Source organism: uncultured Vagococcus sp. (assembly GCF_963518325.1).
GTDB lineage: Bacteria > Bacillota > Bacilli > Lactobacillales > Vagococcaceae > Vagococcus_D.
Map to the genome: position 1 here is coordinate 1 of NZ_CAUQJB010000012.1, position 17,485 is coordinate 17,485.

31 protein-coding genes and 1 tRNA gene are annotated in these 17,485 nt (G+C 36.5%); 5 read left to right on the top strand and 27 right to left on the bottom strand.

Annotated features, from left to right (window positions below; all coding sequences use genetic code 11):
* Nucleotides 1-65: 65 nt before the first annotated feature.
* The 19 genes from RWN13_RS11315 to RWN13_RS11405 form a co-directional block, all read right to left on the bottom strand.
* Nucleotides 66-851: a DNA adenine methylase gene (locus RWN13_RS11315; RefSeq protein ID WP_314063481.1), complete on the bottom strand. Its 786-nt coding sequence runs from the start codon at nucleotides 849-851 to the stop codon at nucleotides 66-68.
* A gap of 44 nt (nucleotides 852-895) precedes the next feature.
* Nucleotides 896-1,174 carry a hypothetical protein gene (locus RWN13_RS11320; RefSeq protein WP_314063484.1) on the bottom strand — a complete coding sequence of 93 codons (279 nt, stop codon included), beginning with the start codon at nucleotides 1,172-1,174 and terminating at the stop codon, nucleotides 896-898.
* A 124-nt stretch (nucleotides 1,175-1,298) separates the two neighbouring features.
* Nucleotides 1,299-1,472, bottom strand: coding sequence for a hypothetical protein (locus RWN13_RS11325; protein ID WP_314063486.1), 174 nt, complete (start codon nucleotides 1,470-1,472; stop codon nucleotides 1,299-1,301).
* Between the two features lie 33 nt (nucleotides 1,473-1,505).
* Nucleotides 1,506-1,877 (bottom strand): hypothetical protein, encoded by a 372-nt coding sequence (locus RWN13_RS11330; RefSeq protein ID WP_314063489.1) that lies wholly within the window; start codon nucleotides 1,875-1,877, stop codon nucleotides 1,506-1,508.
* Between the two features lie 30 nt (nucleotides 1,878-1,907).
* Nucleotides 1,908-2,087 carry a hypothetical protein gene (locus RWN13_RS11335; RefSeq protein WP_314063492.1) on the bottom strand — a complete coding sequence of 60 codons (180 nt, stop codon included), beginning with the start codon at nucleotides 2,085-2,087 and terminating at the stop codon, nucleotides 1,908-1,910.
* Nucleotides 2,084-2,281, bottom strand: coding sequence for a hypothetical protein (locus RWN13_RS11340; protein ID WP_314063494.1), 198 nt, complete (start codon nucleotides 2,279-2,281; stop codon nucleotides 2,084-2,086). Before RWN13_RS11340 ends, RWN13_RS11335 begins: the two co-directional genes overlap by 4 nt.
* 42 nt (nucleotides 2,282-2,323) lie before the next feature.
* Entirely contained in the window at nucleotides 2,324-2,578 is a 255-nt protein-coding gene (locus RWN13_RS11345) for a hypothetical protein (protein ID WP_314063496.1), read from the bottom strand.
* Nucleotides 2,579-2,590: 12 nt separating this feature from the next.
* Nucleotides 2,591-3,409, bottom strand: coding sequence for a tyrosine-type recombinase/integrase (locus tag RWN13_RS11350; RefSeq protein ID WP_314063499.1), 819 nt, complete (start codon nucleotides 3,407-3,409; stop codon nucleotides 2,591-2,593).
* A 65-nt stretch (nucleotides 3,410-3,474) separates the two neighbouring features.
* Nucleotides 3,475-3,837, bottom strand: coding sequence for a RusA family crossover junction endodeoxyribonuclease (locus tag RWN13_RS11355; RefSeq protein WP_314063501.1), 363 nt, complete (start codon nucleotides 3,835-3,837; stop codon nucleotides 3,475-3,477).
* Nucleotides 3,834-4,010, bottom strand: coding sequence for a hypothetical protein (locus RWN13_RS11360; RefSeq protein ID WP_314063504.1), 177 nt, complete (start codon nucleotides 4,008-4,010; stop codon nucleotides 3,834-3,836). Before RWN13_RS11360 ends, RWN13_RS11355 begins: the two co-directional genes overlap by 4 nt.
* 3 nt (nucleotides 4,011-4,013) lie before the next feature.
* Entirely contained in the window at nucleotides 4,014-4,325 is a 312-nt protein-coding gene (locus RWN13_RS11365) for a hypothetical protein (protein ID WP_314063506.1), read from the bottom strand.
* Nucleotides 4,322-5,146 (bottom strand): helix-turn-helix domain-containing protein, encoded by an 825-nt coding sequence (locus tag RWN13_RS11370; protein ID WP_314063508.1) that lies wholly within the window; start codon nucleotides 5,144-5,146, stop codon nucleotides 4,322-4,324. Before RWN13_RS11370 ends, RWN13_RS11365 begins: the two co-directional genes overlap by 4 nt.
* A gap of 13 nt (nucleotides 5,147-5,159) precedes the next feature.
* Nucleotides 5,160-5,633: a single-stranded DNA-binding protein gene (gene ssb / locus RWN13_RS11375; RefSeq protein ID WP_314063511.1), complete on the bottom strand. Its 474-nt coding sequence runs from the start codon at nucleotides 5,631-5,633 to the stop codon at nucleotides 5,160-5,162.
* Nucleotides 5,626-6,324 (bottom strand): putative HNHc nuclease, encoded by a 699-nt coding sequence (locus RWN13_RS11380; RefSeq protein WP_314063513.1) that lies wholly within the window; start codon nucleotides 6,322-6,324, stop codon nucleotides 5,626-5,628. Before RWN13_RS11380 ends, ssb begins: the two co-directional genes overlap by 8 nt.
* A gap of 12 nt (nucleotides 6,325-6,336) precedes the next feature.
* Entirely contained in the window at nucleotides 6,337-7,245 is a 909-nt protein-coding gene (locus tag RWN13_RS11385) for a DUF1351 domain-containing protein (protein ID WP_314063515.1), read from the bottom strand.
* 11 nt (nucleotides 7,246-7,256) lie between these two features.
* A complete protein-coding gene (locus RWN13_RS11390; protein ID WP_314063518.1) occupies nucleotides 7,257-7,928 on the bottom strand; it encodes an ERF family protein in 672 nt (223 codons plus the stop codon).
* Nucleotides 7,925-8,242 carry a hypothetical protein gene (locus RWN13_RS11395; RefSeq protein ID WP_314063520.1) on the bottom strand — a complete coding sequence of 106 codons (318 nt, stop codon included), beginning with the start codon at nucleotides 8,240-8,242 and terminating at the stop codon, nucleotides 7,925-7,927. Before RWN13_RS11395 ends, RWN13_RS11390 begins: the two co-directional genes overlap by 4 nt.
* A gap of 51 nt (nucleotides 8,243-8,293) precedes the next feature.
* Entirely contained in the window at nucleotides 8,294-8,419 is a 126-nt protein-coding gene (locus tag RWN13_RS11400) for a hypothetical protein (protein WP_314063522.1), read from the bottom strand.
* A 234-nt stretch (nucleotides 8,420-8,653) separates the two neighbouring features.
* Entirely contained in the window at nucleotides 8,654-9,046 is a 393-nt protein-coding gene (locus RWN13_RS11405; RefSeq protein ID WP_314063525.1) for a helix-turn-helix domain-containing protein, read from the bottom strand.
* A gap of 94 nt (nucleotides 9,047-9,140) precedes the next feature.
* Here RWN13_RS11405 and RWN13_RS11410 point away from each other — a divergent pair, with 94 nt between their 5' ends.
* Nucleotides 9,141-9,359: a hypothetical protein gene (locus tag RWN13_RS11410; protein ID WP_314063528.1), complete on the top strand. Its 219-nt coding sequence runs from the start codon at nucleotides 9,141-9,143 to the stop codon at nucleotides 9,357-9,359.
* On the opposite strand, the gene RWN13_RS11415 is transcribed toward RWN13_RS11410, so the two are convergent.
* The 4 genes from RWN13_RS11415 to RWN13_RS11430 all read right to left on the bottom strand — a co-directional run bounded on the left by RWN13_RS11415 (nucleotide 9,313) and on the right by RWN13_RS11430 (nucleotide 11,105).
* Nucleotides 9,313-9,786 (bottom strand): hypothetical protein, encoded by a 474-nt coding sequence (locus RWN13_RS11415; protein ID WP_314063531.1) that lies wholly within the window; start codon nucleotides 9,784-9,786, stop codon nucleotides 9,313-9,315. The two genes, RWN13_RS11410 and RWN13_RS11415, sit on opposite strands and share 47 nt — an antisense overlap.
* 11 nt (nucleotides 9,787-9,797) lie before the next feature.
* Nucleotides 9,798-10,556, bottom strand: a complete 759-nt coding sequence (locus RWN13_RS11420; protein ID WP_314063534.1) for a phage antirepressor KilAC domain-containing protein — start codon at nucleotides 10,554-10,556, stop codon at nucleotides 9,798-9,800.
* Nucleotides 10,557-10,565: 9 nt separating this feature from the next.
* Nucleotides 10,566-10,799 (bottom strand): helix-turn-helix domain-containing protein, encoded by a 234-nt coding sequence (locus tag RWN13_RS11425; RefSeq protein WP_314063537.1) that lies wholly within the window; start codon nucleotides 10,797-10,799, stop codon nucleotides 10,566-10,568.
* A gap of 96 nt (nucleotides 10,800-10,895) precedes the next feature.
* A complete protein-coding gene (locus RWN13_RS11430; protein WP_314063540.1) occupies nucleotides 10,896-11,105 on the bottom strand; it encodes a helix-turn-helix transcriptional regulator in 210 nt (69 codons plus the stop codon).
* A 275-nt stretch (nucleotides 11,106-11,380) separates the two neighbouring features.
* Between RWN13_RS11430 and RWN13_RS11435 the strand changes: the two genes are divergently transcribed.
* The 4 genes from RWN13_RS11435 (at nucleotide 11,381) to RWN13_RS11450 (ending at nucleotide 13,989) form a co-directional block, all read left to right on the top strand.
* Nucleotides 11,381-11,701, top strand: a complete 321-nt coding sequence (locus RWN13_RS11435) for a helix-turn-helix transcriptional regulator (RefSeq protein WP_314063543.1) — start codon at nucleotides 11,381-11,383, stop codon at nucleotides 11,699-11,701.
* 14 nt (nucleotides 11,702-11,715) lie between these two features.
* Nucleotides 11,716-12,078 carry an ImmA/IrrE family metallo-endopeptidase gene (locus RWN13_RS11440; RefSeq protein ID WP_314063545.1) on the top strand — a complete coding sequence of 121 codons (363 nt, stop codon included), beginning with the start codon at nucleotides 11,716-11,718 and terminating at the stop codon, nucleotides 12,076-12,078.
* 45 nt (nucleotides 12,079-12,123) lie between these two features.
* A complete protein-coding gene (locus tag RWN13_RS11445; RefSeq protein ID WP_314063548.1) occupies nucleotides 12,124-12,732 on the top strand; it encodes a hypothetical protein in 609 nt (202 codons plus the stop codon).
* Nucleotides 12,733-12,834: 102 nt separating this feature from the next.
* Entirely contained in the window at nucleotides 12,835-13,989 is a 1,155-nt protein-coding gene (locus RWN13_RS11450) for a site-specific integrase (protein ID WP_314063549.1), read from the top strand.
* Between the two features lie 152 nt (nucleotides 13,990-14,141).
* On the opposite strand, the gene RWN13_RS11455 is transcribed toward RWN13_RS11450, so the two are convergent.
* From RWN13_RS11455 to RWN13_RS11470, 4 genes are all read right to left on the bottom strand, one after another.
* Nucleotides 14,142-14,214 (bottom strand) — tRNA-Lys (locus RWN13_RS11455).
* Nucleotides 14,215-14,367: 153 nt separating this feature from the next.
* Entirely contained in the window at nucleotides 14,368-14,511 is a 144-nt protein-coding gene (locus RWN13_RS11460; RefSeq protein ID WP_399553656.1) for a FeoB-associated Cys-rich membrane protein, read from the bottom strand.
* Between the two features lie 9 nt (nucleotides 14,512-14,520).
* Nucleotides 14,521-16,680: a ferrous iron transport protein B gene (gene feoB / locus RWN13_RS11465; RefSeq protein WP_314063550.1), complete on the bottom strand. Its 2,160-nt coding sequence runs from the start codon at nucleotides 16,678-16,680 to the stop codon at nucleotides 14,521-14,523.
* Nucleotides 16,681-16,684: 4 nt separating this feature from the next.
* Entirely contained in the window at nucleotides 16,685-17,152 is a 468-nt protein-coding gene (locus tag RWN13_RS11470) for a ferrous iron transport protein A (protein ID WP_314063552.1), read from the bottom strand.
* Nucleotides 17,153-17,485: the final 333 nt, after the last annotated feature.

Here is a 17,485-nt window from a genome sequence, read left to right on the forward strand (position 1 = left end):
AATTCTAAATTTAGCCATTTTATGACCTCCTATTTTTGATTGTTATTCTTAAACCAATTAATAACTTACTCAAATAAATTCATCTGAGTTGGTGGCTCAAAATTACACCAAAGCGTCTCTAATCGTTTCTGGCCACCTTCTGCATTCGCATGATAGTAAACCTTATACCAATCAGGCAAAGCTTTGTCATACATTTCATGATCATATCCACTTAAAATTACTTTCCCTTGGAAATCATTCAGGATCTCGAGCATTGCGGCATGATCTTCATTTGATAATTCTGTTTCGTAATAGCGGCTTGTTCTGGTTTCTAATAAATATGGTGGATCAATATAAGCAAAAACATCTTTTCGGTTATATCTTTCCAACAACTTTATTGCATCCTGGTTCTCGATCTGAACTTGCTTCAATCGACCAGCTACCTCTAAGACTCTTTCAGGTAAGTCATTCCATTCATGCAGCTTGCCACCTAATTTATCAATATTGCTCCGCCATCCTGTTTTATACATTTGGATTCCACCAATAGATTGCCAACTTTGAACTAAAAACAGACGTGCGTTTTCGATTGGATCTCGAGTATTTGAGTTACTCAATTTATGCTCTTCTCTACTCATCGGTGTGAACATAATTGAATTTGCTAACTGCCCTGGTTGGTCTCGGCAAACTTTAAAAAAGTTAAATACACGAGAATCAAAATCATTGATCGTTTCCACTTTTGATGGCGGCTTATTAAAAAGCACTGCTCCGCTTCCGAAGAACGGTTCTAAATAGGTTATGTGCTCCGGAATCATGTTGATAATAAACTCGGCCATACTCCATTTACTTCCCGGATAGTTTAAAATCCTTTTCAATCAGCGTCCCTCCTTTGGTTGGTATTTCTAAATCAATTAACAAATTACTCAGCGGTTTCAAGCCACTCTTTTTTTAGTTTATCTATTTCTTGTTCCATCTGCTCATAACTTTCGATATCCTTAATAGATAATGACGTTCCGACACTGCTATCCCAAAACATAACTTTGGTATCTTCCGCCTTCACGTTTTCCAATTTGCATTTGCTATATTTCATGACGTTAAAAACTATCGAAAACTTACCTTCTTTTTTGACTAAAATAAAATTGAATCTTGCCGGTAACCTCATTCCGCTTTTTTCCATCGCTTTTTGTAATTCACTCATCTTGCTCACTCCTCTAATTTCGTCGTTTTTAATCATCCTTGTGTTGCTAGTGCTGTTTTGTATCCTTACTGGTCTATTTATACCATACGTGCCTAAAACGTCTGTACGGGTCTTAAAACACTGTTTAATTATTAGCTTTACGTTTCTCAAATTCTGCGATTGCTGCAATTAACACCAGCTCGTTAATCTCTATGTCCTCAGTGCTCATTGATTCGTAGTTATTTTGTTGATCCGCATGGTATCTCATCTTGTTTATGAGTTGGCCCATGGTGTAGTCTTCAAAAACATCTTTAGTCATGCTATTCCCTCCTAGTTGGTATTTCTCCGCAAATTAATTATCTTTAATAGATTCATCTAACAGATAATCTATATCCGTGAATTTTAAAGCTGGATAATTGTTGCTCCATCCACAATCAACATTTACTTTTTTTACATCAAATCCAAACTCTTGGTAATTTGCAATGACTTCATTTTGAACTATGATCTGATTGTTTTTCGACAATGATTGGTCATACCACAGATCGTAAAATTCTGTTTTTACACTTCCGTCTCTGGTATATTCACCGGTACAAACTGTAAAAGTTGTTTTTCCACTCAATGCGTTATATTTTATTCTTTTATCGATAAAAGCTTCCAATTTTTCTTTACTTTTATTTCGGTCGCCTTCAGCCAGCCAGTCTTTTAAATCGTCTTTTTTTATCATTTCGTTTCCTCCTTGGTATTTCGTGGTAAACTAATCATTTCCCTTAGCTTCATGCCAATTATCAGCTACTAAAACTTTATAAGGTTTGTCCTGCCGCTCTTTATTTAATAATTCGCAGCGTTTAATGGCTGATGACTTCCTTTTATAAACTTTCATGTCATCAGGCATCATGTAGGGACCGCTAACGATTGCTACACAATAAATTTTCATTCTGGCACCTCAATCAATTCAACTGCTTGGCCATGAGCATACTCATTGTTAAACTTGTATATTTCTTGCATGACTTCTTCAGCGTATTTCCCCTTAATTTCTTGACCTATTTTATAGTTTGAGTTGTTAAATCTGTTAAAAGCTCCCATCCAACCTTGTTGGTCCCCATCCGTTGTAATTATATATTTTGCCATTTTAATCCTCCTTGGTAATCCGCCACATATTAACAACATGGCTTATAAAAAATCGTCTTCCTCTTCGTCTTCGTTATCAAGTTGCATTTCATCAAATAACTTTCTCATAAATCTAAGACTATCAATCCACTTATCAACATCTTGTTTCGTTTCCATACTGGGCCAATGCCCTGGAACAACTCTAATCGGCTGCTCCATATATTTTTCTACAAAATATTCTTTAATTTCTGGTGCAACATATCCAGTATGACCTTCATGTGTAGTAACTTTGTGACCTCGTTCTTCAAATTTAGTCATTCTATATTCTCCTTATGCAGCTATCATCATGTCTGCAACCTCTGTATTGGAAAATTGCAGATATATCATTGTCGTTGAAATGTCGCTATGCCCCAAAATTACTTGGAGAACTCTTAACGCTCTCTGGTCCTCAGCGGTGCGGAGAAATTCTTTAGCGAAATAATGTCTAAAGGCGTGAGGATAAACAAGCTCCGACTCAACACCTGCGAGGCGTCCCGCTTCACTCATTCTGTTTCTATAGGTCGTCTGAGAGAGACTAAATAACGGTTCATCAGGTTTCTTATCCTTGAAAAATGCTCTTATCTCAGCTTTTAGTTCTGGCTTTAACCCAATAGTTCTCCATTTCCCCTTATTCTTTATCATAATTTTCTTAGGCTTAATTTGATCGAGCGTGAGGCCTGTGGCTTCACTTATTCTCAGACCGCTGTTAGCAATCACCTTAATTAATAGTTGTGTTTCACTGTGGACGCAGTTCTCATAGATGGCTGCATATTGACTCTCAATTAAATACTCTCGATCATTTGTACTCTGTATTTTTTCTTTCTTGAGCTTCAATTTCCGTGTACGCCTAACTTTCTTTTGATTTTTTAAGTAGTTGAAATATGTGTTTAGAATTGTTATTTTGGTGTTTACGCTAGACACTTTGTCTTTTTTTATTTTCAACAAGTAATCTTTGTACGCTTCCGTCGCTTCACCAGATAACCCAGTATAGCCATTTGCAATCATGAATTTTTCAAACATCCTCAATTGAGTCATGTAATTCACAATAGTCCCTTCGGCCTTCTTAGTTTCTTTTAAATACTGTCTGTACTCTTCTAAATTAATAATCATTTCAACCACTCTCCTATAAAAGTTTATGAATCTGGACCATTAAGAAAATTAAGTTTATTCAGTTATTAAATTACTTCTATCTCAACTCTCGGATTCCTCTTATCAACTTCAAAATAATCCTCAAAACCTAATACTTGCTGCCATCCATCATTTTCGATGAATCCCGCTTTAACCATCCCATCTAATACGAATTTCTTTTGAAAAGCTATATTGTCTGGATCTTGCCGTTTATCTTTGCAATACCAGGTAAACTTTAAACGAAAAGGAGGCTCGAATCTTACGCCACAATTCATTGCACTTTTCACATGGGTCTGACAAATTCTGGTACTTTGCTTCTTTGCGTTTGCACCTGCATATCTGTTAATCCGTTGCTTGTTCGTGTACTCATTCAACGTCATAAGCGGTAAAGGTATTATGATTCTATTCAACTAAGCCCTCCTTTAATTTCCAATGGTTCAGGATATACATATTTAACCTTATTAACCCCATCGCCAAATTGATATGAACCATAATAAAACAAATGATTGGCCATCCTTAACAAGGTTTGCTTGTCGGCAGCCTCAAGATACACTCTTCTAGTAAACGTGCCGACTAGTTGCATAAGCTAACCTCCTATCAGTTTTTCTCGGAATTTACGGCCGTACTCCCATACATAATCGTTATCTTTTTGGATCATACGTAAGTACTTACTACCAGTTGTTCGATGTAAGTACAAATCAACCATACACATAAACGTTTGGAAGTATGCTGCACTATGATAATCGTCTTTACTACCACCTTTTGAAACATTTTCAGCAATTTCACGACGACACCGTTTGCCAAAACTTTGTAACTCTTCTGACACTTCCTTAGAGAATTGCTCAGTAATTGATAAATCGTCAATAAGAACCTCAGTAATCTGGAAGTAATCTCTCATAGCACACCCAACTTTTTAAGACGAGCAATCTCAGCTTCTTCATCGAATTCCTTTTTTTCTGGAGCTTTTTCTTTTGCCCATTCGGGCAGTGTTTCTTTTCGATTTGACTGATTCCCGTATGAATTCTTAAAACCTGCTTTTGGCTTGTTACTTTCATTTTTAGCCCATTTACGTATTACTGCTAAGAAATTTTTATATTTTGCTCCATTAGCCGCCACATATTCAGATACTTTTTCAATCCTTTGTTGCCAATCGTTTGGAAATTCATTCTTAAGCTTCTCCATTTCGGTATCACTCAGAAGAACATTTTTGTATTCTCCATATTTATGACGAGTTGGCTTAGACGGAGAAGTCTTCTTCGGAGGCGTCATATCTTTTTTAGTATTATCAGTATTTTGTATAGCTAAGTCATTAGTAATATAAGTACTTAGTAGCTTCCGATTTTCTACTTCTAGGTTTTCTACTTCTAGGTTTTCTACTTCTTGAAAATCGGTATGTGGTGAGAATGCTGTTAAATCAACAGTTTCGAATATTTCTGTTCTCCACTCTACTATTTTTCCGCCTTCCCTTATCGGATATCTCTTTACATATCCTTTTTCTTTAAGCTCGTCCCAGCCACTTCTAAAACTCGCTTTTTTATCAGTTGCGTTGTTCATCAACTCTTCGAGATAGATTTCCCAATTGTCAGGAAGCATCAATATGTAACACATCAATCCTTTAGCTTTCCAACTCATGTCCACACGTCTTAATACTTCATTATTTATGATTGAATAGTTATTCTTATTTGTATTTCGGTATATTCGGGTTCTTTTTTCAGCCATTTACATCAACTCCTTAGAATGGCAAATCGTCATCTGAAATATCTATTTGGCTTACTGATCCGAATGGATCAGTTCCTTTATTATGCGGATCAACGCCTGGGAAACTACCTTGTTGCCCGCCTTGGTTAGATTGAGTATTTGACGACTGATTATTTGATTGGTGATTATCAGATTTTGAATCAAGAAACTCAATTCCATTAAATTTGTCAGCAACTACTTCCGTTACATATACTCGTTGACCTTGTTGATTTTCATAATTCCTTGTATTGATAGAGCCTCTAACAGCAATTTTCGAACCTTTTTTCGTGTAGTTAGCAAGCGCTTCTGCTGATTTCTCCCAGACCACACAACCGATAAAGTCAGCGCTCTTCTCACCGTTGGAATATTTATCAACTGCGAGTGTAAATGTCGCCACCGCTTTACCGCTTGATGTATATTTTAAATCCGCATCTTTTGTCAATCTTCCAATCAAAATTACATTATTCATTTTTTTCCTCCTCTATCTCGATTACAGGCATATTTAATTTCTTCAAATCTTTCCTTGTTAACCAAGTTGGGATAACAATATGCTTTTCCAAAAATTTCGTTAACCCTATTGTGTGTTGCTCGCTATGGTGCATTCGGCATAAACTCATGAATTGATGTAGCGTATGATCGATTGTTTTACGGCTGCGACCAATCCCAACTGCTTGAACGTGGGCTTTCTCACCTTTATCTCCACATAAGCAACACATCGAGTTCATGAGACACGAATAAAACCAATAGTTACTATTACCTAAATATTTGAATGATTCACTGAACTCAATATTTCTTGATAATAAAACGAAATCAATGACTAAGTTTATTAAATTTGTTACCTCTTCAACAGAATTAATTGAATCATCAGCCACAGATACATTGCGATAGTATTTGTTGAAGAAGGCATTCTTAAAGTATTCATCAAGTGACTCTCTAGGCTGTCCATAAGACAACTCTATGTCATTTAGCATCGCCCAATATAAACGCCTTTGAGCCTTGCTGAACTTTCTTGGGTCTTCTACTTCGTTATGAACTAACACTCTGCTTAAATCAGCACTATAGTAAGTCTCAATTCGTTTTACATTTAAAGGTTCCCTTAACTTTTGAGTTAACAAATTATTTTTTTCGTCATAGCTAACTATTCGTCCGGCGAACTCCATCCAATCACGCCTTTACACTTTTTCTACATGAATTCCAATGCTCGTAATAAAATCGCTTAGTTGCGTTAGTTGTATTTCAGTTCCAACAAATTTCAAAATTAAGGTTTGAGTTGCAAGCATTTCCATTTCTTTATCGGGTACTTCTTTTTTAGGTATGGCACATTTTTCAGATTCAACTTTGACACTGCTCTGCTCAGCTAACTTCTGCTGTTCGATTCTTGCTTGCCGATCAATTTCAAATTGTTTTTCACGTTCAATACGTTCTTTTTCACGTTGATTGTATTCGTCAATCGACTTCATTACTTCCGGACTTGAAACGCCTTGATGAATTTGTAACAGCCAGCCTCCATCGTCTAAATTTAGCGCTTTACAATAGCTTTCGATGATACTTAACTCATTAGCTAACTTTTGCTTTTCTTGTTGAATTCGCGTCATTTCATCAGTGACTAACTTAGTTCGCTTAATATCACTGATAGATTTAATTAGCCAGGAATCTTGAATAATTATCTCGCTGGGTTCTAAGTCAAAATTAACCGCCGACTCATTAATTAAACCTTCTACCACTTTTTTTCGTTTATTTTTTTGGGATTCTTCGAATTCTTTAATCCCTTCATCGATAGGGTTAATTACATTTGTAATACGGTCTACAAAGCCTTTCATCTTTTTCTCGAAATCTGCTACAGGTTTAAGAGCTTCATTCTTAACTCCTTTACGACCAGTATCTATTTGTTTGATAATTTTATTTAAAGTTGCTCTTGTTTCTTTTGCTTCTGGTACATTTTCATCTGTAAAAACTAGTCCAGCCATTTTGCTTTCCACCTCAGTCACAAGGGTATTTAACTGATCTTCATTTTTCATTTGAACAGAAGTGTTCACCTCCACATCAAATTGTATTTCCTGATTAATTAATTCGTTTGACATATTGTCCTCCCTTAATCCCACGCTTTTTGTTTAGATTCCGTTTGACGTGGAGCTTCATTTTTAGTTTTTAAATTTTGATTTAGATAATTCATAAGCTTTCCAAAATCGTCATCTGTTAATTTAGAAACTTCACTATTAATTTTCAAATAGCCAGACAGTTTATCCAAAACATCAACAAACTCAAGCCCCTGTTTTTCAGCGAATTCGTTTACTTTTCCAGTTACAATTACTTGTTTGGTTTCGTCAATTATCTTTTCGTTTCTAGCAGGTTTATTTTGCGAATTTTGATACTCATCACTATCAGAGTCTTTAGTATCATCAATTAGATACAGTCCATTCATTGCATACTTGCGGGCATACGAAGATGCTGTGCCAGTGATTTGGCTGTCATCCATACCTTTCTTTGTCTCGGACTCTCTAGCGTAACCCGTTGCTGATTTTGTTGTGTTTTTATCACTAATTGAAGCAGTAGCCTTAATATAATATCTATCACCAATTTGTACTATTTCATCCGATAGGTTAGGCAAAAGTTCATACTTAACTGCTAATGGCTTCACAGCTTCTAAGATATCTTCAGCTGACCTGAAATTATACTTACCAAAAGTATTCTTCTGTCCTTTTGGAGCTTTTAATTCACCTACTAACTTAATTAATTTTTGGTGGAAAGTTAATTCTTCACTCATTCACCGTACACCTCTCTCTTATAATTTTTACCAACGCCTTGCCAGTCCAGAGATAAATAGCTATCAATCTCACCCTCCATAAAATTGGTTAACGAATCATGTGTTAGCACCGCTGAAGTTTCTTTATATCCAGCAAGCAATTTCTTCTCTGAATAAATTGGCCGATTGTAACGAACAATGAAAACTCCGTCTTCGTCTTGAATCTCATTACCAAAGTAATCAGTCACCGATTCTTCAATACACATTTGCTCTGGCACATCATACGGTTGCTGACGTGCTCCGAGGCTGTCATAATCTTCCAACGCTTGACACATCCTCTCGCTGTGTGATATTCTTTGTTCAAATTAATTTACGTTTGTTTTACACTAGCCTTCGGTTGCAGCCGTTGGCTCTTTTTCGTTTTCTTGCTGCTTTTGAATAACAGGAGACATTAGTTCCCACCAGTCATCAGCTAACTTTTTGTTTAGCGCCCAATCTTCTGTACTGTCCATCTTCGTCCCTCCTTGTAAACGCGTTTTATTGATCAATAATTTCTAGGGTGCCGATCGTTCTTGTGTACCCAATTTCTGTCTTCCCAATGGAATAGATAACCTACCGCTACACCTCCAAGTAAAGCGTATGCTAGAGTAAGAGACTTGTCTCCTACGTATGAGAACAAAACTGCGAATACTAACATAAACACAAATCTGCGTAGTTTGAATTTCATTAGATATCTCCTTTCATCGTTAAATCCAAGCACGGGCTGTCATATTGTTCGAACGCTCACGCCATCCACTGACTAACTTTTTCTGACTCTTATGCCAAAGACCTGTTCTGTTGCCGTCTTGAACTGCTATTGTATGTTCGTATTCGTTTAATACTTCAACTTCAATACCATCAACAACCATTGTCTTATTCGTGATCATTACAGCTTCAGGGACAAACGGAATCATGGGTCGTTTGCGCTTATTCGCCGCTCTTTTAGCACGAACACCGGTTATTCCTTCTTGTTTTAAGATTCGATACACCGATGACCGATTAATTGATAATTCGGATGCAATCACTTCTTGTGATAACCCTTGCTGTTTCATAGAAATTATTTGTTTACGTTTTAATTGTGATATTACTGGTCCAGCCATTTGATTTCCTCCTATTTATTAATTACTCACTTTGATATAATTGATCTATCAGCAAACTGTTTGCTGAATACTAACTATGAAAAGTGGTGAGAACATGTCTAAAACTTTAATTATCAAAAACATGAAGACTGGTGAACAGAAAATTTTTACAGATGTTCACAACTTAATAATCCCGAATTACGAAACTAAAAGTTTTCGCGCTATTTTTGATTTAGCTGATAAGCAAGACGTTAAAGCCATTACTTTTAACCATTCTGACGGTGAATTTACTTTTTCAACGGCAATGTGGACTCCGATTCACTTAAAGGGTTAAACATAGAAACTATCAATTCACGATTTGGACAACCATTAAACGGGCCGTGTGAAATACTTGAAATTTCAAAACCCTCTCGATTACTTTTCTCAAGGGAATCTAATATCACTTTATAAAAGTATGAGTCAGACGATTTTGGAGAATTTAAAATTTCATTTCGCTCCTGGTTACTCACAATAACTTGGAGCAATTCGTTCGTTTTCTTTTGTTCTGCCAGATTTTCTCTTAATAATTGTTCACTCGTTTTTTTGCCTACTTGCTTATTCGCGAGTTGGTTCTTTAATTTATCTACTTCTATTACTAAATCACCTACCAAGTACACCACCTGGTTAATTACATCTGTTGACGATGGTACATCTGGCATTTCTTTCCTAGGAGTATCTCCAGCTAGCTTGACTACATGTTCTTTAAAATTCATTTCATTCATTATATTTCCTCCTATGCTATGTCTTGTTGTTCAATCACCGGGTAATATCCATTTGTTTTTAACAGCTGATAGATGAATAAATGGCCTTTTTGTGTCCATTTGGTACTAGGCACTAATTTCCCACCATTCTTAACATCAATCATTTCAGTGTGTGTATATCCTTTATCTTGATACTTGCTATAAAGAAGCCACGTCTTACCCTGGCGGTACTGGACAGCTAAATCATGAAGTAAGCTGTTTAATTTATTTGCGCTCATTCCGTAGTTCTTGGCAACAACACTGATCGTTGTTAAGCTGTCATTTTTCAGTATGTTGTCGTAGTAGTCAGCTTTCGGCTGTAACTCGTTTACTCGCTGCTCTGCGACAAGTCTTAGCGTTTTTTCTTCCTTATACTTAGTTGCAACCTGTATTAGCAAGTCTGGATTGTCCACTAAAGCGTCTGTAGCATACATACCGTACTTTCGGATATCCTTAAGTATCTTCTTTATCTCTTTTTTAAACCGTTTAGCGATTGGTTTACGAGATTGCATTAACACTTCGTAAAGGCCATCTTCTGTTAAGAACCACATTTGACGATTTTGACCTGACACGAATATTGTTCGTTTCAGCTTTTCTTCTGCATCAATAGTTTCTAACATTTTGGAATTATCTGAATGTTCAATCCATCCAGCTACATCTTTAGATAGAAATAGCAGATTATCTATGTCACCATAAACTTTAAAATATCGGCCTAGTAATTCTTGTTCATTGATCACTTGTAATTCATCCATGTTGTTACCTCACTTTCCTCTATTAGATACAAACTCAAACAATGCGATTGAACTGTACTTCCACTCTGAACCAATTTTTACGCAAGGTATGTTCCCAGCTAAAGATTGCTTGGTAAGGTGAGATATAGAAACATTCAGATAGTTACTAGCTTCTTTCGTTCCCCACACTTCATTTTTGATTACTTTCTCAGATAAAATCGCTCTTAAATCTTCCATATCAATTAATGCTAAATTTTGGCCCATCCCTTTTACCTCCTGTGTGACGTAATAATTAACCACCTTTTAAATCAATTTAACTTCAAAATGCTTTACTTTATTTCGTAACATGGTAAAATTTAATCACGAACACACGTTCCCTTTTTCTGTATCATCACTTTTCAAATTTAAAAATAATTTGATTCTTTCGATTTGCTCGGCTGGCTCATCTCTACCATTCAATATTCTCGATAAATAACCAGTATTCATATTCAATTCATTTGCTAGCCAAGTTTGAGTTTTGCCTCTCAAAGCTAAAGCAACCAGTACCTGACGTTTCAAATCTACTGACATTTGAACACCTCCTTTTGTATAATATTTTCGAATAAACAATAATATTTACAAATTATATTGACAATTAGTATAAAGTTTTGTACAATTAATCCATACCAAATAGATACACTAACCCCTAATTTATAAGCTTGGCGGCAATTGATTTAGGTTTATTAGGTAATTTATTTTGTAAATATTATTGCTATGACATAAATTTAACATAGTTTTATACCTATGTCAACCGAAAGGTACAAAACTTTATAATTTATTTCAACGCATTAAAAGGATGGATATTTATGTCTCTATTCGAAAGAATAAAGGAACTCGCAACAAAAAGAGGAAAAAACTTGAAAGAAGTTGCTCTCGAACTTGGCTTGAGTGAGAATATTTTCTACACATGGAAAAAGAGTAGCCCGAAATCAGAGGTGCTAGAGAAAGTAGCTGACTATTTTGACGTTTCGACAGATTACTTACTTGGGAGAGAAGTCGAAAATGAAATAACTGAAACTGATTTAGAAAAAATGATTGATAACGCAATGAGTTTTAGTGGTAAACCCATGTCTGAAAATGACAGAGAAGTGATTATGGCCTTTTTAAAGGGTAAATTCGGAGTATAAATGAGGGATGATTGTTGCAAAAGATAATGCGTAAACTACAGGAACTAGGGATCGACTTAATTTTAGCTGATATTGAGGATGGAGCACATTATCTACCGGATTGTAAAACAATCATAGCAAATAACCACCTTGAAGAATCAGAATTAATTGCGGTTATTCTTCACGAAATAAAACACATTATTTCTCACACTGATTACATTGCTTTGTATGTAATGTCGTCTTCCTACAGATCGAAAATGGAATACGAAGCAGACTTATACATGATTGAAGAACTAATAAGTGAAAATGATGGCTATTTCAATTTTTCTGCACTTTTGGAAGAATATAGATTGGGTATAGGTATGGAAGATATATTGAAGTTGAAGATAGCACAGTAACATCAAGTTATTGACAATACAAATGTTTGAAAGGATGGTATCGAAATGGCTACTTTTTTGGGAAAAAATAAATATATCGACAAATCGCTAGAACACCTCTTTAAACCTACAAAAAAAATAGGTAAACTAATGTGGATAGACGATGTAAACGAATTAATAGCAATCGCTGTGAAAGACGGAATGAAACCAAATTACATTTTTAAAATCCAGAATTACATAGGATATTCAGTTTCAACTAATGAAAAAGATATAGGTGGTAAAAGCGGTTTAGGTCGTGCGATTGGAGGCGGAATATTATTTGGGCCAACAGGAGCAATTGTTGGAGCCGTTACGGGTAAAAAAGGAGCGGAATCAATAATCAATAATTTGATGATTGACATCCAATTAAATTATAACGGGAAAACTGTTTCAGAAAAAATACCTGTTATCTTATTTAGAAAAGTAAAATTGAACTCCGCTGAATATAAAAAAATAGAAAGTGAAGTATCTGAAATAGTAATAATTCTTGATAATTTATTATCACCTACTATCAACCAACACACTGTTCCCAGTACATTGAAGCAAGAACTTTTAGATTTAAAAGAATTGCTAGATTTAGATATAATCTCGGAAAATGAATTCACCCAACATAAAGAAAAATTATTAAAAAATTAAAAACACGCCCCACGATCTTGGCAGATGAAGGCGTGCAGAAAAATAACCTACTAATAGGCATATTTACTATGTCCATTGTACAGGATTTAAGGAGACAGTTCAATGAAAGGTTCTATCGAAAAAATAAGCAATTCTACATACAGACTACGTTACCCAATTGGTACCTTACCAAACGGTAATCCGGATCGTATATCAAAAGTCGTTAAAGCCAAGACAGATAAGGATGCTTATATGGAGCTGGCAAAATGGAATATTGATATAGAAAAAAAGGGATATTCCAAATTAAACTCAATTACATTTAAGAATTTTTTCGAAAATAATTGGAAAAAAGAAGCGAAACTTAATCTTGAGGAAAAAACCTATGAAGAGTATGAGTCTATTATTGAAAGTAGATTCGTTAAAAAATTAGGGAATAAAAAAATCATAGATATTAAGCCCTATGAAATAAAAGAATTGGTTATTAACGTGAAACGTCTGGACAGTCGAAAAGGGAGTGTTTCAAGACAACGTAAGAAACGTATACTAAGCGCTCTTAGCAATGTTTTTATAGTAGCTATAGACGAGTATAGGATTATCACAGAAAACCCTTGTAACTCTGTGCGAATACCAAAAGAAAAGAATGTTGAAATTCACACTTTCCCACCTTATACAACTACCGAAATAACTGAACTATTTAAGATATTAAGAGGTGCTCCACTTAGAACGCAAGCTATTATTATGAGTGCAATAACCACTGGTGCTCGACAAGGAGAGATTGCAGCATTAGAAGAAAGACACTTCAATTTTTCAACTAACGAAGTCACCTTTGATCAGAGGATAATCGCACTTAAAGAGGGCCTAAAAAGAAAAGATGGGCTCAAATCATCTAATTCAAAAACAATGATTGTTCCGGAACAATATCTAAATGTAATAAAGGAACAAATTGAACTAAACGATCAGGATCGGCATAAATTAAATATTGATAAAAATGAATTAAAGCACTTGTATATATTTGGACACCCTGACGGCAAACCGATAACCCCAATTTCTCTAAACAGGCACTGGCGAAGATTCGCAGATACTAATTCATTAAGATATATTCGTTTTCATGATTTTCGTCACACCTCTGCCACCTTTTTGATAGGGAAAAACACTCCCGTGAAAAATGTACAGGAGAGATTAGGACACAAAGATTTTAGCACTACAATGAACATTTACTCTCATGCTTTAAAAGAAATCGACGAGAAAGCAAGCAATGAATTCTCGTCATTTTTTTAAAAATTAGTGTTATTTTATTACGAACATATACTATAATCTGCCCAACTTTCTGCCCAACCAGGTGATTAAAACAAAAAAAGAGAATGCGTATCACATCTTCGAAACGTCTTGCGACGCCGATGTGACACCATTCTCGTGGGTTTGGCACCCAATGGGCTGTGGGGGGTTCGAACCCTCGACCCACGGATTAAGAGTCCGTTGCTCTACCAACTGAGCTAACAGCCCAAAAATTAGCTACAAGACATATTTTAGCACTCGCTATGTTCAATAGCAAGTGTTTTTCTTGGTTAATTAAAAATTAACAAGATGGGAAATTCTCTTTTTTTATGAGCAGCCCTCACCCAGCTTTTAATAAAGTGATAAGGGCTGCTTTACTTCTTATTTGTCTATCAAATGCTGTGGTTTAGCTGGGCAATCGCAATCATGGCAACTCTGGCGGTTCTTTTTAAAGTAAGTGCGATAAATAATAGCTCCTGCTCCCCCAAAAATCATCAGGCTTAAAATTAAAGTCCACACGTTCATTCATCCCTTCTATATGGTTGATAAAGTGGCTATAACATGTTTTGGTTTTTTGACTAATAAATATATCAGCCCCACTACAACTCCTATTGCCAGACTAGCACCTAACCCAAAATGAGCCCCCTCAAAGAAAACATGGCCTAATTGATACACCACAAAACTTGTCAAATAAGCGACCCCACACTGAAAACCAACAGCTGTCATGGTCCATTTCAGATTAGCCATCTCACGGTGGATGGCGCCAATCGCAGCAAAGCAAGGGGCGCATAATAAATTAAAGACTAGAAAAGAATAGGCTGCAACTGGCGTATAGGCCGCTCTTAAAGCCGGCCAGACTTCATTACCAGCTTCTGACACTTCACTGAAACCACCAAATAGAATCCCGAAGGTATTGACCACATTTTCTTTAGCAATTAACCCTGTAACAGTTGCAACGGTTGCACGCCAATCTCCCCAACCTAAGGGAACAAAGATAAAGGCAATCAAATTACCAAGGTTAGCCAACATACTCTTTTCCGCCGTCACCATTTGCAGCCTTAGATTGAAGCTAGACAGGAACCAAATCAGAATACTGGAAACAAAGATAATCGTACCGGCTTTTTTTACGAAAGCAAAGCTTCGATGCCAAGTTTGTTGCAGAACCCCTCGCACTCTCGGTAAATGATAAGCAGGTAATTCCATAATAAATGGCGAGACATCTCCTGCAAATGCCTTAACCTTTTTTAATACAATTCCCGACAAAACAATGGCACTCATTCCGATAAAGTACGCAGAAGGCGCCACCCAACTAGCGTGAGGAAAAAAGGCGCCGGCAATTAAAGCAATAATCGGCAATTTAGCCGAACAAGGCATAAAGGTCGTCACGATAATCGTGATTTTTCGATCTTTTTCATTCTCGATGGTTCGACTGGCCATAACACCTGGCACACCACAACCTGTCGCAATCAGCATCGGAATGAAGGATTTCCCTGACATGCCAAAACGGCGAAACAAGCGATCCATTACAAAGGCAATTCGCGACATATAACCACAGTCTTCCAAAATAGCTAAACAAAGAAAAAGGACAATCAACTGGGGCACAAACCCAAGTACTGCTCCCACACCGGCAATAATCCCATCTAAAATTAAACTCTGCATCCACTGAGCTACATTTAACTGAACCAGCAGATTGGAAACCGCTGAAGGAACCAGATCACCAAACAAGGTCTCATTAACCCAATCTGTGCCCATCGTTCCCACAGTCTGAATCGAAACGTAATAGACCAGCCACATGATAAACGCAAAAATTGGCAGGGCAAAAAGACGGTTAGTAACAATTCTATCTAATTTATCGCTGAGGCTTAGCTTAAAGTCCTCTTGACTAATGACGCAAAGCCTCACCAATTTTGTAATATAGTCATAGCGTTCATTGATTAAAATACTTTCGCTATCATCTTCAAAAATCTTCTCAGTCATTGCCACAATTTCAGCAATTTCTTTTTTGTCCTCTGAAGACAAAGCTAACTCAGCTAACACCTGAGCATCGCGTTCAAATAATTTCATGCTATACCAACGGCTTGTATCAGCTGTCACCACCCCATCGGCAATTGATAACACTTTTTTACCTTCTATTATAGAAGTAATTTCCTTTAAGGCTCTTTCCAAACGCGGATCATAGATGATGGCTCGCTGACGAGTCTCTTCTTCTATGGCAGTTAACGTCGTTTTAAGGACTTCTTCAATTCCTTGTCGCTTAACAGCACTAGTTCCCACTACTGCTACGCCTAAACCATAGGCAAGTTTATCCAAATTAACGGTTTTTTTCTGATTTTTCAGGACATCCATCATATTGAGAGCAATCACCACAGGAATACCTAAATCCATTAATTGTAAACTCAAATACAAATTTCGCTCCAAATTCGTGCCATCGACCACATTTAAAATAGCATCTGGTCGATCTTGCAAGAGGTAATTTCGCGCAACGACTTCTTCTGGCGTATAAGGCGCCAGAGAATAAATCCCAGGCAAATCCTGAATAACCACTGATTTATCCTTCTTATAATGGCCTTCTTTTCGTTCTACCGTTACTCCTGGCCAGTTTCCTACAGACTGATTGGCTCCAGTTAACTCATTAAACAAACTGGTCTTGCCGCTGTTTGGATTTCCAGCCAAGGCTATGATTTTATTTGTCATCTATCTAGACATCCTTTACTAAAACTAATTCGGCTTCAGCTTTGCGCAAGGTTAGTTCGTATCCTCGAATCGTCACCTCGATGGGATCACCTAAAGGAGCCACCTTGCGAATCATCACGTCAACACCCCGGGTTAACCCCATGTCCATCAGCCGTCTACGCAGGACCCCACCACCTAAAACGTTTTCAATTTTTTTAACCGCACCGATACTAACACTATCTAATGTCTGATAGCTAACTGCTTGATGATGTTCCGTCGATACCTTAACTTGGCTAGCAACCTTTTGACTAATTGCCAGGCGAGCATCTTTGACTGAAATTATTAAATCTCCTCGTTTGTCTTGAGAAATAATCCTAATTTTCGCTCCTTTAACAAATCCTAAGTTAGCTAAATGCCGATCAGAAGTACTGGCATTGATCACTTCTTCAAAATAATAAAGAATTCCCACGGAACCTTCTTGTAAATTAAGCATTTTTTCACCTCACTCATTTTAACTTGTTTCTATTTTCACATGTTAAATTCCAACGATACTGATAATCATTCTCAATTGTTATCTTAATAGTATCTCCCTTCCGATTATTTGTCAATGCTTTTCCGCCAGACTTTGCGTCTTTTTTCACGATAAAAAAGAGTAGAAACCACGACCTCCCTTTGTTTTTTTATGCTGATTCTTCTCAAATTAGCCAATGGGGTCAGACACAACATATAGATGATCTCCTTATGACATTATCCAGTATGAGTTCCCATAAAACATCTCTAATATAGAAGTAAGCGATTGCCATTAACTAGATGATGTGCCACGAAA

Bases quoted from the DNA above. Each gene is read 5' to 3' on its own strand.
- RWN13_RS11320 (WP_314063484.1), bottom strand. From the start codon at position 1,174: ATGAGTGAATTACAAAAAGCGATGGAAAAAAGCGGAATGAGGTTACCG.
- RWN13_RS11325 (WP_314063486.1), bottom strand. From the start codon at position 1,472: ATGACTAAAGATGTTTTTGAAGACTACACCATGGGCCAACTCATAAAC.
- RWN13_RS11330 (WP_314063489.1), bottom strand. From the start codon at position 1,877: ATGATAAAAAAAGACGATTTAAAAGACTGGCTGGCTGAAGGCGACCGA.
- RWN13_RS11335 (WP_314063492.1), bottom strand. From the start codon at position 2,087: ATGAAAATTTATTGTGTAGCAATCGTTAGCGGTCCCTACATGATGCCT.
- RWN13_RS11340 (WP_314063494.1), bottom strand. From the start codon at position 2,281: ATGGCAAAATATATAATTACAACGGATGGGGACCAACAAGGTTGGATG.
- RWN13_RS11345 (WP_314063496.1), bottom strand. From the start codon at position 2,578: ATGACTAAATTTGAAGAACGAGGTCACAAAGTTACTACACATGAAGGT.
- RWN13_RS11350 (WP_314063499.1), bottom strand. From the start codon at position 3,409: ATGATTATTAATTTAGAAGAGTACAGACAGTATTTAAAAGAAACTAAG.
- RWN13_RS11360 (WP_314063504.1), bottom strand. From the start codon at position 4,010: ATGCAACTAGTCGGCACGTTTACTAGAAGAGTGTATCTTGAGGCTGCC.
- RWN13_RS11365 (WP_314063506.1), bottom strand. From the start codon at position 4,325: ATGAGAGATTACTTCCAGATTACTGAGGTTCTTATTGACGATTTATCA.
- RWN13_RS11370 (WP_314063508.1), bottom strand. From the start codon at position 5,146: ATGGCTGAAAAAAGAACCCGAATATACCGAAATACAAATAAGAATAAC.
- ssb (WP_314063511.1), bottom strand. From the start codon at position 5,633: ATGAATAATGTAATTTTGATTGGAAGATTGACAAAAGATGCGGATTTA.
- RWN13_RS11380 (WP_314063513.1), bottom strand. From the start codon at position 6,324: ATGGAGTTCGCCGGACGAATAGTTAGCTATGACGAAAAAAATAATTTG.
- RWN13_RS11385 (WP_314063515.1), bottom strand. From the start codon at position 7,245: ATGTCAAACGAATTAATTAATCAGGAAATACAATTTGATGTGGAGGTG.
- RWN13_RS11390 (WP_314063518.1), bottom strand. From the start codon at position 7,928: ATGAGTGAAGAATTAACTTTCCACCAAAAATTAATTAAGTTAGTAGGT.
- RWN13_RS11395 (WP_314063520.1), bottom strand. From the start codon at position 8,242: ATGTGTCAAGCGTTGGAAGATTATGACAGCCTCGGAGCACGTCAGCAA.
- RWN13_RS11400 (WP_314063522.1), bottom strand. From the start codon at position 8,419: ATGGACAGTACAGAAGATTGGGCGCTAAACAAAAAGTTAGCTGATGAC.
- RWN13_RS11405 (WP_314063525.1), bottom strand. From the start codon at position 9,046: ATGGCTGGACCAGTAATATCACAATTAAAACGTAAACAAATAATTTCT.
- RWN13_RS11410 (WP_314063528.1), top strand. From the start codon at position 9,141: ATGTCTAAAACTTTAATTATCAAAAACATGAAGACTGGTGAACAGAAA.
- RWN13_RS11415 (WP_314063531.1), bottom strand. From the start codon at position 9,786: ATGAATGAAATGAATTTTAAAGAACATGTAGTCAAGCTAGCTGGAGAT.
- RWN13_RS11420 (WP_314063534.1), bottom strand. From the start codon at position 10,556: ATGGATGAATTACAAGTGATCAATGAACAAGAATTACTAGGCCGATAT.
- RWN13_RS11425 (WP_314063537.1), bottom strand. From the start codon at position 10,799: ATGGGCCAAAATTTAGCATTAATTGATATGGAAGATTTAAGAGCGATT.
- RWN13_RS11430 (WP_314063540.1), bottom strand. From the start codon at position 11,105: ATGTCAGTAGATTTGAAACGTCAGGTACTGGTTGCTTTAGCTTTGAGA.
- RWN13_RS11435 (WP_314063543.1), top strand. From the start codon at position 11,381: ATGTCTCTATTCGAAAGAATAAAGGAACTCGCAACAAAAAGAGGAAAA.
- RWN13_RS11445 (WP_314063548.1), top strand. From the start codon at position 12,124: ATGGCTACTTTTTTGGGAAAAAATAAATATATCGACAAATCGCTAGAA.
- RWN13_RS11450 (WP_314063549.1), top strand. From the start codon at position 12,835: ATGAAAGGTTCTATCGAAAAAATAAGCAATTCTACATACAGACTACGT.
- RWN13_RS11460 (WP_399553656.1), bottom strand. From the start codon at position 14,511: ATGAACGTGTGGACTTTAATTTTAAGCCTGATGATTTTTGGGGGAGCA.
- feoB (WP_314063550.1), bottom strand. From the start codon at position 16,680: ATGACAAATAAAATCATAGCCTTGGCTGGAAATCCAAACAGCGGCAAG.
- RWN13_RS11470 (WP_314063552.1), bottom strand. From the start codon at position 17,152: ATGCTTAATTTACAAGAAGGTTCCGTGGGAATTCTTTATTATTTTGAA.